The organism is Oceanisphaera arctica, assembly GCF_002936955.1.
GTDB lineage: Bacteria > Pseudomonadota > Gammaproteobacteria > Enterobacterales > Aeromonadaceae > Oceanimonas > Oceanimonas arctica.
In genome coordinates this window covers 25,324-35,837 of record NZ_MPZM01000033.1, presented here as the reverse complement: position 1 = coordinate 35,837, position 10,514 = coordinate 25,324, and the positions used below count along the sequence as shown (strand labels likewise).

Annotated in this window: 8 protein-coding genes; 2 read left to right on the top strand and 6 right to left on the bottom strand. The window is 59.7% G+C overall.

Annotation, left to right across the window (positions count from 1 at the left end; all coding sequences use genetic code 11):
• Positions 1-52: 52 nt before the first annotated feature.
• Positions 53-2,722, bottom strand: a complete 2,670-nt coding sequence (locus tag UN63_RS12855) for a bifunctional acetate--CoA ligase family protein/GNAT family N-acetyltransferase (RefSeq protein ID WP_104487148.1) — start codon at positions 2,720-2,722, stop codon at positions 53-55.
• Between the two features lie 108 nt (positions 2,723-2,830).
• On the opposite strand from UN63_RS12855, the gene UN63_RS12850 reads away from it, so the two are divergent.
• Together UN63_RS12850 and cysM are read left to right on the top strand one after the other, a co-directional pair.
• Positions 2,831-3,448 (top strand): LysE family translocator, encoded by a 618-nt coding sequence (locus tag UN63_RS12850; RefSeq protein WP_104487147.1) that lies wholly within the window; start codon positions 2,831-2,833, stop codon positions 3,446-3,448.
• A gap of 107 nt (positions 3,449-3,555) precedes the next feature.
• On the top strand, positions 3,556-4,446 hold the full coding sequence (gene cysM, locus UN63_RS12845) for a cysteine synthase CysM (protein ID WP_104487146.1): 891 nt from the start codon (positions 3,556-3,558) through the stop codon (positions 4,444-4,446).
• A gap of 81 nt (positions 4,447-4,527) precedes the next feature.
• Here the strand turns inward: cysM and cysA are convergent, their stop codons facing one another.
• From cysA to UN63_RS12820, 5 genes are all read right to left on the bottom strand, one after another.
• Complete coding sequence (cysA, locus tag UN63_RS12840; protein ID WP_104487145.1) at positions 4,528-5,619, bottom strand: sulfate/thiosulfate ABC transporter ATP-binding protein CysA; 1,092 nt, start codon at positions 5,617-5,619, stop codon at positions 4,528-4,530.
• A 6-nt stretch (positions 5,620-5,625) separates the two neighbouring features.
• Positions 5,626-6,465: a sulfate/thiosulfate ABC transporter permease CysW gene (cysW, locus tag UN63_RS12835; RefSeq protein ID WP_104487144.1), complete on the bottom strand. Its 840-nt coding sequence runs from the start codon at positions 6,463-6,465 to the stop codon at positions 5,626-5,628.
• On the bottom strand, positions 6,465-7,304 hold the full coding sequence (gene cysT / locus UN63_RS12830; protein ID WP_104487143.1) for a sulfate/thiosulfate ABC transporter permease CysT: 840 nt from the start codon (positions 7,302-7,304) through the stop codon (positions 6,465-6,467). The genes cysW and cysT overlap by 1 nt, the downstream gene beginning before the upstream one ends.
• A gap of 3 nt (positions 7,305-7,307) precedes the next feature.
• Positions 7,308-8,312: a thiosulfate ABC transporter substrate-binding protein CysP gene (cysP, locus tag UN63_RS12825; protein WP_104487142.1), complete on the bottom strand. Its 1,005-nt coding sequence runs from the start codon at positions 8,310-8,312 to the stop codon at positions 7,308-7,310.
• A 191-nt stretch (positions 8,313-8,503) separates the two neighbouring features.
• Positions 8,504-10,471 (bottom strand): exoribonuclease II, encoded by a 1,968-nt coding sequence (locus UN63_RS12820; RefSeq protein WP_104487141.1) that lies wholly within the window; start codon positions 10,469-10,471, stop codon positions 8,504-8,506.
• Positions 10,472-10,514: the final 43 nt, after the last annotated feature.

Below are 10,514 nucleotides of genomic sequence, written 5' to 3'. Positions count from 1 at the left end.
TTCGGCAGTGAGGGGAAGGGCCCCTCACGCTTCACCCTTCACCCTTCACCCTTCACCCTTCACCCTCTACCGTTTCCAGAGCCAGCTTGAGCTCTACGATACCGTCTTCCAGCTGTACCTTGACTTTGAATCCCAGCTTGCGTGCCAGGGTGATCATGCCCCGGTTCGAGGGCATGGTCATGCCACTCAGGCTATTCAGGCCCCGAGTGCGGGCATAACGGATGATTTTCTCCATTAATAATCGGCCCAGTCCGACACCCTTGAGATCGGAGCGCACCAGCACGGCAAACTCGGCATCCTCGTTATCCGGATCGGATATTGCCCGTACTACAGCCAGAATTTTTCCGTCTTCTGCCACGGCCACGAAGGCCATTTCCCGGTCATAATCGATCTGCGTCATGTGGGCCAGCTCTTCATGCCCGATCACCACATCGGCGAAGAAGCGTTTATAGCGGTCTTCATCGGAAACATGGCCGACAAAGTCTTTATGGGCGGGCTCATCTTCCGGCAATATCGGGCGGAGCAGGATACTGCTGCCATCTTTTAGCCGGGTTTTTTCTTCCCATTCCTTGGGGTAGGGGCGGATGGCCAGTCGTGCCTGACCATCGCCCTCAAAGGGCTCGAGCTTCATGCCCACATCCAGGGCGATGAGCTCCTTGCCGGTGGCCAGCAGCGGGTGAATATCGAGCCGGGTGATCTCGGGATGATTGATGATCAGGTGAGACACCTTGGTTAGTACCCGGCAGAGGGCCTCCATATCCAGCGATTGCTGCGAGCGGTTGGCTCTGACCTTGCCGCTTTTAAGCGCATGGATCACCAGATAACGGGCCAATGTCATGTTCAGTGGTAGCAGGGCGACGGCGGCCTGCTCTTCGCCTTCCCAGTCGATGCCGCCGTCACCCAGCAGAATCACAGGGCCAAACACCGGGTCCGAACGCACGCCGATATGCAGCTCCTGCGATCCGGCTCTACGCGCCATGCGCTGTACCATCAAACCATGGATACGGGCACCGGGATAAGACTGCCGCACCCGGTCCAGAATGGCATCGGCGGCCTGGGCTACCTCCGCGGCGGAACGCAGATTGAGCACCACACCGGATACATCGGACTTATGCACGATATCCGGAGATCGCAGCTTGATCGCCACCGGATAGCCGATTTGTTCGGCAATATGCGCTGCTTCTGTGCTATCGGAGGCAATCCAGGTGGGTAGGGTATGAATGCCGTAGGCGGCCATCAAGCGGCTGACCTCATGGGTATCGAGCTGAGTGATACCCTGATCAAAGGCTTCTCTGATAAGTAACTTCACCGTCTCGCTGTCGCTGGGCATATCGGAGATGGACTCCGGGGTTTCCATTAATTGTTTCTGGTTGCGACGATATTCCACCAGGTGCATGAAGGCACCTGCGGCACTTTCCGGGGTGCGGTAGGTGGGAATACCGGCTTCGGTAAAGCAGCGACGCGCCTCGAATACGCTGGTTTCCCCGGACCAGTTGGTGAGGATGTTGAAACGCCGGGCGCGCGGATGTTCCCTGATGGTATTGATGATCTCCCTGGCCACCCGGGTACTGGACACGGCGGCGGAGGGCGCATGCATGATCAGGATGGCGTCACAGTCATCGCTGTCGAGCAACACCTTCAGGCTGTCGATGTAGCGCGCTACCGGCGCATCGCCGACGATATCGATGGGGTTGGTCCGGGACCAGGCCGGCGGCAGCACCTTGTCCAGCGCCGCCCTGGTCCCGTCGCTCAGGGTGGCCAGTTTGCCGCCCCGGGCCAGCAGGGTGTCGATGGCCATGATGGCGGGGCCGCCGCCATTGGTGAGAATGACCAGCCGTTCTCCGCGCAGGCTCTGGGCATGGTTGAGGGTTTCTACCGCCGCAAACAAATCGTGAGTGTCTCTTACCCGTAGCATGCCGGCCCGGCGAATGGCGGCGTCGTAGGCTGCGTCCATGCCGACATTACCGCCGGTATGCAAATGACCCAGCTGGGCACCGATGCGGGTCTTGCCGCTTTTGACCACCAGCACCGCCTTGTTGCGGGAGGCGGTTCGCGCCGCGGACATGAAGGCGCGGGCATCCTGCACCGCATCCATATACAGCAGAATGGCGCTGGTGTGCCGGTCCCGCGCCAAATAGTCGAGCAGCTGGGCGAAGTCGATATCGCAGGCATCGCCGAGAGAGATGAAGTGCGAGAAGCCGATGTCGTTGTGACGGGCCCAGTCCAGAATGGTAGAGCAGACGGCTGCCGATTGGGAAACAAAGGCAATTCGACCCGGTTTTGCCGGAAAAGGCGCAAAACTGACATTCAGCCCCAGGTGCGGCAGTATTACCCCCATGCTGTTGGGGCCGAGCAGGCGCATCTGATGTTCGCGCGCGCTGGTTTTCATCTGCTCCAGCTGTACGGGAGAGGTGCCGGCGGCGAGAATAATGGCGGCTTTACAGCCTTTTCGGCCGAGTTGGTCGATAATGCCCGGGTTCTTGCTGGCTGGCGTACAGATAATGGCCAGGTCGGGTACCCGGGGCAGGCTCTGGATATCGGGGTAGGCCATGACGCCCGCCACGGCTTCGTATTTGGGATTCACCGGCATGATGGGGCCGCTGAAGTTACCGGCCAGCAGATTTTTCATCACCAGCTTACCGGCGCCATCGTCCCGATGAGAGGCGCCGATCACGGCGATGCTGGCGGGCCGGAAGAGGGCATCAAGTCCTTTCAGCGGCATAGGATCTCCTTTAATACGTGGGGATGGCAGGATTTGACAGCTTGTAGCATATTATCAGCCTGCGAGCTTTTTTGTGTTGACCACCGACAACTCCGGCTGAGGTATGTGATGGAACTCTGGTTGCTGTTTATTCCCGCCTGTCTGGCCCTGAATGTAACACCGGGGCCGGATATCTTCTTTGTACTGTCGCAAGCCTTGGGCGAGCGACGTTTTGCCGGTCTCTGGGCCGCGCTGGGGCTGGGCCTGTCTTATCTGGGCCACACCCTACTGGCGGTGGTGGGTTTGTCGGCACTGGTGATGCAGTCGGCCACCGCCTTCATGGTGATCAAGTATCTGGGCGCGGCCTATCTGCTGTATCTGGGCTGGACCAGTCTGCGCAGTGCCTCGGCCATGTATCTGCCCCAGGCGCAAAACAGCGGCAGCATTGGCCGGATTTTTTATCGCGGCCTCATGGTCGGCTTGCTCAACCCCAAGGTGGCGTTGTTCTTTCTCGCCTTTCTGCCCCAGTTTATCAGCCAGGAGCGGGGCTCTGTGCCCCTGCAGTTGCTGCAACTGGGGTTGGTATTCACCCTGACCGCTACCCTCTGCAACGGCGCCTATGGTCTGCTCGGCCAGCGGCTGAAGCGGGGTTTGCAGGGTCGGGAGCGGGTGTCGGTTTATCTTAATCGGCTCTCTGGCGGGCTCATGATGGCACTGGGCGCGCGGCTGGCACTTGTCCAGAAATAAAGAGCCCGGCAGTAAATAGCGTAGCAATAACAGGGTTTCTCCGGCATGGCTCCGAGCCGGTGACATCGGGTAAACTGGCCTTAACGCATAGCTTTCAAGGATTAATGATGCAATTCCCGACCATAGAGGACTTTGTCGGCAACACTCCGCTGGTGCGTCTGCAGCGGCTGGCTAGCCACACAGGCAGTCAGGTGCTGGTGAAGCTGGAAGGCAACAACCCGGCCGGCTCGGTAAAAGACAGACCGGCCCTGAACATGATCCGCCAGGCCGAGGCCCGCGGTGATATCAAGCCCGGCGACACGCTGATCGAAGCCACCAGCGGCAACACCGGCATTGCCTTGGCGATGGCGGCGGCGATCAAGGGCTATCGCATGGTGCTGATCATGCCCGATAACGCCACCGAAGAGCGCAAAGCCTCGATGCTGGCCTATGGCGCCGAGCTGATTCTGGTGAGCAAGGAAGAGGGAATGGAAGGGGCCCGGGATCTGGCAGACAAGATGGCGGCCGAAGGTCAGGGCGTGATCCTCGATCAGTTCAACAATCCGGACAATCCGGAGGCGCATCTGCTGACCACGGGGCCCGAAATCTGGCAGCAAACCGAAGGGCAGGTGACCCATTTTGTGTCCAGCATGGGCACTACCGGCACCATAATGGGGGTATCTCAATACCTCAAGCAGCAGAACGAAGCGGTGCAAATCGTCGGCCTGCAGCCCTGCGAAGGCAGCCATATTCCGGGTATTCGCCGCTGGCCCGAGGCCTATCTGCCGGGAATTTTCGAAAAGAGCCGGGTGGACCAGGTGCTGGATATCAGCGAAGAAGAAGCAGTGGCCATCATGCTGAGGCTGGCGAAAGAAGAAGGTATCTTCTGTGGCGTCAGCTCCGGTGGCGCCGTGGCCGGTGCGCTCAGGCTGGCGGAGCAGCTCGATAACGCCATCATCGTCGCCATCATCTGCGACCGGGGCGATCGCTACCTGTCATCCGGGGTGTTCAACGGGTAACTGCAGGGATTAGGGATTAGGGAGCAGGGATTGGGGAATACTGCCTGCCAGTCCCCAGTCCCCAGTCCCCAGTTCCGGTCTTTAAGCCGTTAACGCCAGGCTGTCGTCGGTGACCTGCTGATCGCCGACGTAGAGGCGGCCTCCCTGGCTGCCGAGATAAAGGGTTTGTCCACGGCGGGCCTGCTCCAGCTGGTGGCGAGGCAGTTCGGCTTCCAGCAAGGGGCCGGGCCAGTCCTGAGGTTCCAGCTCCAGCCGGACCAGGGCGCCGCGCGGATTGAGGTCGGTGACCAGTACCGGCAGCGGGTGTTGAGCATCGGCCTGGGCGCTCAGGCTGATCTCGTGCGGGCGCAGATACCAGCTAGCCTTGCCCTGCTTATGGCTGGCCACCGGCAGTTGCAGCGGATAATGACCCACCTTGAAACGGCTGCCGCTGATGTCGCCGTCGATCTTGTTTACCTCACCCAGAAACTCCAGCACGAAACGGCTGGCCGGCTGCTGCCAGATGTCGTCCGGGTTGCCTATCTGTTCGACCCGGCCCTGGCTCATCACCACCACCTGATCCGACACATCCAGCGCCTCTTCCTGATCGTGGGTCACGAAGATACTGGTGAAGTGCAGCTCGTCGTGCAGGCGACGCAGCCAGCGGCGCAGTTCCTTGCGCACCTGGGCGTCGAGGGCGCCGAAGGGCTCGTCGAGCAGCAGCACGCGTGGTTCTACCGCCAGCGCCCGGGCCAGGGCGACGCGCTGACGCTGGCCGCCGGACAGTTGCGCCGGAAAGCGGTCCGCCAGGTGGGACAGCTGTATCATCTCCAGCAGGCTGCCGACCCGTTTCTTGATTTCGTCGCTGGATGGGCGCTCCCGCTTCGGCTTGATGGTCAGGCCGAAGGCGATGTTGTCGAACACCGTCATGTGGCGGAACAGCGCATAGTGCTGGAATACGAAGCCGACCTTGCGATCCCGGGCGTGCAGCTCGGTCACATCGGTACCGTTAAAATGTATGCGGCCGCCGTTGGCGTGCTCCAGGCCGGCGATGATGCGCAGCAGCGTGGTCTTGCCCGAGCCGGAAGGACCCAGCAGCCCCACCAGCTGGCCGCTGGGCAGGTCGAGGTTGATGTCGTGCAGCACCCGGGTTTTGCCGAAGGACTTGTGAATACCCTCAATCTGAATACTCATACTGGATTACTCCTGTGCTTCGGCGCTGTGCAGGCGCCACTCGAGATAGGATTTGAACAATAAGGTAATAACGGCCATCAGGGTGAGCAGGGCGGCGGCGGTAAAGGCACCGACCGCGTTATAGTCCTGATGCAGCAGTTCGACGTGCAGCGACAGCGTATTGGTTTCGCCGCGAATACCGCCGGACACCACGGAAACCGCGCCGAACTCGCCCACAGCCCGGGCGTTGGTCAGGATCACGCCGTACAGCAGCGCCCAGCGAATATTGGGCAAGGTTACCTTGCGAAACAGTTGCCAGCCGCTGGCCCCCAGCAGTACGGCCGCCTCTTCCGAATCGGTGCCCTGGCTGCTCATCAGCGGTACCAGCTCACGGATCATGAAGGGACAGGTAACGAATACCGTGACCATGACGATGCCCGGCCAGGAAAACATCAGCTGCATGTCATAACCGTCGAGCCAGCCGCCGACCGGGCCATTGACCCCGTACATCAGCAGATAGAGCAAACCGGCCACCACAGGCGAGACCGCGAAGGGGACATCCATCAGGGTCAGCAGCAGCTGGCGGCCACGAAACTGAAAACGGGTGACCAGCCAGGCCAGCAGGGTACCGAACACCAGGTTGATGGGCACTGTCAGTGCCGCCACCAGCAGCGTCAGGCCGATGGCATGCAGCATGTCCGGCTCGTTCAGGTTGTCCAGCACGCCGCCCACACCGGCGGCGAAGGCGCCGGCGATAATGGCCAGCAATGGCACCACCAGCAACAGCAGGGTCAGCACCACGCCGGTGCCAATCAGCAACCAGCGACCCCAGGGACGGGATGCCTTCAGTGTAAGCGTCTGTTCCATCAGCTGTTTCCTCGCACGCGGCGCATGAAGCGGCTCTGAATGCCGTTGATCAGGAACAACAGCACGAAGGAGGCAAGCAATACTACGCTGGCGATGGCGCTGGCGGCGGCATAGTCGAATTCCTGTAGCTTGATGAAGATCATCAGCGAGGTAATTTCGGTCTGCCAGGGCATGTTGCCGGCGATGAAGATAACGGCGCCAAACTCACCCAGGCTGCGGGTGAACGACAGGGCGGTGCCGGTGATCAACGCCGGTTTCAGCTCGGGTAACACCACCCGGCTGAAGGCCTGCCAGGGGCTGGCGCCCAGGGTGGCGGCCGCTTCTTCATATTCCGGACCCAGATCTTCCAGCACCGGCTGTACGGTACGCACCACGAAGGGCACGCTGGTAAACACCATGGCCACCACTATGCCCATCCAGGTGTAGGACACCTTGATGCCCAGCTCGGCCAACCACTCACCGTACCAGCCATTGGTGGCGAACAGCGAAGCCAGAGTCAGGCCGGCCACCGCGGTAGGCAGGGCGAAGGGCAGGTCCATCAGGCCGTCGAGCAGGGCCCGGCCGGGAAAGCGGTAGCGGGTGAGGATCCAGGCCATCAGCAGGCCAAAGACCATATTGAACAGGCTGGCTACGGCGGCGGCGCTGAGGGTGACCTTGTAGGTAGCCACCACCCGCGGGTCGCTAACCACCTGCCAGTACTGCGCCCAGCCCATCTGGCTGGTGTTGATCACCAGGCCGGTGAGCGGCAGCAGTATGATCAGGCTGACAAACAGCAGGCTGGTGCCCAGGCTGAGGGTAAAGCCAGGCAGTACCCGTTTGGTACCTAACAGCGCCGCCATCGCTTAGCGCCCCCGGGCCTGCAGCTGATCCAGGCTGCCGCCGTTGGCGAAGTGGGCGCCCATGGCCTCTTCCCAGCTGCCGAAAATGTCTTCTACCTTGAACAGCGAAGTTTCAGGGAAGCGGTCGGCCACTTCGGCAGCCACGGCTTCGTTATGCACCCGGTAGTAGTAGTTGGCCAGAATGCGCTGGGCTTCGGGGGTATAGAGGAATTCCAGATAGGCCCTGGCCTGCTCGGCGGTACCGTTACGCTCGACGTTGCGATCAATCCAGGTCACCGGGAATTCTGCCAATACGTCTACCGAGGGCACGACTACCTGGTATTCATCATCGGCGTACAAGTCTTTGATGTTGTTTACTTCAGACTCGAAGGTGATCAGCACGTCGCCGATACCCCGTTCCACAAAGGTGGTGGTGGCACCACGGCCGCCCGTATCAAACACAGCTACCTGCTTCACCAATTTACCCATATGCTCCAGGATCTTGTCCTGATCGCCGTTAAACTGCTTGTGGGCGGCACCCCAGGCGGCCAGGTAGGTGTAACGGCCGTTACCGGAAGTTTTAGGGTTGGGGAACACCAGCTGTACGTCTTCACGGGTCAGGTCGTTCCAGTCCTTGATATTCTTGGGATTATCCTTGCGTACCAGAAACGCCATGGTGGACACATAGGGCGAGCTGTCATTCGGCAAGCGGGCTTTCCAGTCTTCGGGGATCAGCTTGCCTTTTTGATACAACACATCCACATCGGTCACCTGGTTGTAGGTGACGATGTCGGCACGCAGGCCCTGCAAAATGGCTTGCGCCTGGCGAGAAGAGCCGGCGTGAGTCTGTTTGATTTCCAGTTTTTCACCGGTTTCTTTTTCCCAGTGTTCTATGAATATCGGATTGATTTCGGCGAACAGTTCACGAGCGATGTCGTAGCTGCTGTTGAGCAACTCCTTGGCCTGAAGCGGCAGGGCGGCGCTCAGGCCAGCGGCAAACAGCACGGAAGTCAGGAGGGATTTACGCATGATTAACTCCAGGGCAAGAATAAATTCTGAGCCCGAGTCTAATATGTCAGATGGGTATTTAAACCATATTTAATATTCGTTTAAAGAATATGAAAGCAAGAGTGGATCTATCGTATTTTACCAACAAAAAGGGCCTGCATTGGCAGGCCCTTTTTACATCGGCTTTTTGCTTCAGCCCTTTATTGACCGGCTTATTGCGGGGCGACCGGTGAGATCGGCTGTGCCGGCTTGGCGATCAGCGAGCGGGTGTCTTCAATCGCTTCGGTGATGATCACCTGTACCGCCTGACCCAGCTCGTACAGCGGGGCCTTGTCCAGGTAAACCCGGCCATCGTCCCAGCTGCATTCCAGTCGATCCCGGTTGGCCAGGATCAGGGAGGAGGGCATGAAGACCACGGCGCCGTTTTCCTGCAGGCGCAGCTTGACGCCACCGCGACCGATATCGATCACTTCGGCATCGAACACCTTGGCTTCGGCCACGGCCGGTTGCAGATAACGCACATACAACCAATCGGCGATATCGCGTTCGGCACGACGGTGCATGCGGCGCTGTTCGGACAGATGAACGGCCAGCTCAACGCTCGGCGCATGAACCTCATGGGCCTGCTCGGCGAGAATGGCCTTGATCAGACGATGGTTGACGATGTCGCCGTATTTACGAATCGGCGAGGTCCAGGTGGCGTAGGCAGTCAGGCCCAGGCCAAAGTGCTCACCCGGGGTGGCGCTCATGGCGGCGAAAGACTGATAACGACGGGTACGACTGTCCAGATAACTGGTGTCGCGGGCGTCCAGCCAGCGGCGCAGGGCACAGAAACCGTCGAGGCTCGACAGGGTGTCCGGCTCGAAGGGGGCTTCGTGGGTCTGCAGCAGCTCGACCAGCTGTTCCATTTTTTCGGGATCAAAGCCGGCGTGCACGTTGAAGATACCGGTGCCGACATGCTCGGTCAGCCAGTTACCGCAAGACAGGTTGGCGGCGATCATCGCCTCTTCCACCATCTGGTTGGCGATGCGACGGTGATCGACCAGAATGGCTGTTACGTTGCTGTCGTCATCCAGGGCAAAGCGGTAATCGGGTCTGTCTTTGAACACGATGGCATTTTCGCTGCGCCAGGCGCTGCGGGCATGGGTCAGGGCGGTCAGTTCACGCAACTGCTCGGCAATGACGTCGCTGCTGGGCTGCCAGTCACCGATTTGCTCGACCCAGTCAGAGACCTTGTCGTAGCTCAGTTTGGCCTGGGAGCGAATGCGGGCTGCGAAGAATTCGGCCTTGCCGGACACCTTGCCGTCAAAGTCTATATGCAGGCGGGCACACAGGGCCGCACGCTCTACCCCTTCCTGCAGCGAACAGAGTTCGTCGGCCAGGGTGCGGGGCAGCATCGGAATGTTGCGGCCGGGCAGATAAACGGTAAAGGCGCGCTCGGCGGCGACCCTGTCCATTTCACTGTCGTGGGCCACATAAGCGGTCGGATCAGCGATGGCAACGGTCAGTTCCCAGGCGTTATCCAGTTTCTTCACGCTCAGGGCATCATCCATATCCAGGGTGGATTCGCCGTCGATGGTGAAGAAGGGAACATCGGTGAGATCCTGACGCGGCAGTGTGTCTTCCAGCGTCTGCCACTCGGCTCTGTCTTCCGGCGCCTGGTTGGCCAGCTTGTTGCGGGCCAGCACCACCCACCAGGGGGCAATGGGATCTTCAACACCGGCGATCACTTCCACCACGCTTGCGAAAAAACCGTTGTTGTCTTTCAGGGCATGACGGGTCATTTCGCCCAGCACCCAGTCGCCTTCTTTCAGGCTTTTCTCGTCCAACCCCTTGATGGCGCGCGCCTTGATGGCATCTTTCATCAACGGATGATCGGGTACTATATTGAGCCGATCACGGAACCACTTCACCCGGGCCACAAAGCGGGTAACACCGGCTTCGATCAGGGTCTCGGGCTCAACCAGCTCGCGCTCGTTTTCGGTACGCACCACGGCGGTAATGTGATCGCCATGCATCACTTTTTTCATTTGCGGCGGCGGAATAAAGAAGCTTTCTTTTTCGCTTACTTCAAGAAAACCAAAACCTTTGGAGGTGCCTTTCACTATTCCTTCTTTAATGGGAAGGGTTTCGCGAATCTGTTGCTTGAGCTGGGCCAGCAGGGGGTTGTTTTGAAACATAAGTAAAGACCTGTCGAAATATGCGCCTGACTATACGGATTTA